2 tRNA genes are annotated in these 614 nt (G+C 59.0%); both read right to left on the bottom strand.

Features of this window, described 5'->3' with window-relative positions:
* Positions 1-155: 155 nt before the first annotated feature.
* Positions 156-228, bottom strand: a tRNA-Ala gene (locus tag G4D86_RS51795).
* 64 nt (positions 229-292) lie between these two features.
* Positions 293-369 (bottom strand) — tRNA-Ile (locus G4D86_RS51790).
* Between the last annotated feature and the right edge of the window lie 245 nt (positions 370-614).

The following is a 614-nucleotide window of genomic DNA, read 5'->3' as shown; positions in this document are numbered from 1 at the left end:
GACTGGCCCGCTCTGTCGGTACGTCGAAGCCTCCCGGCTCCATCGCACCTGGCGAAGCCAATCCCCTGCGAGAACTTCTCTCAGCAGAAATTGAACTTACCCTTCGTATGCACTTGTCAAAGAACGCTTCCCTCAACGACAGGGAAAGAAACGTGTGGAGCTGATCGGGATCGAACCGACGACATCCAGCTTGCAAAGCTGGCGCTCTCCCAGCTGAGCTACAGCCCCGGAAAACCACCATGCTGGTTGCGCGTCCCGCATTCCGCTCCGCCCGTTGAAGAGGGAGGGAATGTGGTGGGCCTAGGTGGACTTGAACCACCGACCTCGCGCTTATCAGGCGCGCGCTCTAGCCAGCTGAGCTATAGGCCCAGGGGGCTACCGCGTCGGAAAACCCTTACAGCGTCCTTCATTCTCAAAGAGCCGAGCCGCCGTGCGGACTCGGTCCTTCAAAACCAAACAGCAAGCCCATGTATTACGACAGATTGTTATTCGGAAACGTTGACCTGGTCGACCTGACAGCCCGAAGGCTGCTGGCATCCCCTACTCGCACCGAGGTGCGTGTCGGATGCCCGGTCTCCTTAGAAAGGAGGTGATCCAGCCGCAGGTTCCCCTAC

The organism is Pyxidicoccus caerfyrddinensis (assembly GCF_010894405.1).
GTDB lineage: Bacteria > Myxococcota > Myxococcia > Myxococcales > Myxococcaceae > Myxococcus > Myxococcus caerfyrddinensis.
This window is presented reverse-complemented; position numbering and strand designations above follow the sequence as displayed.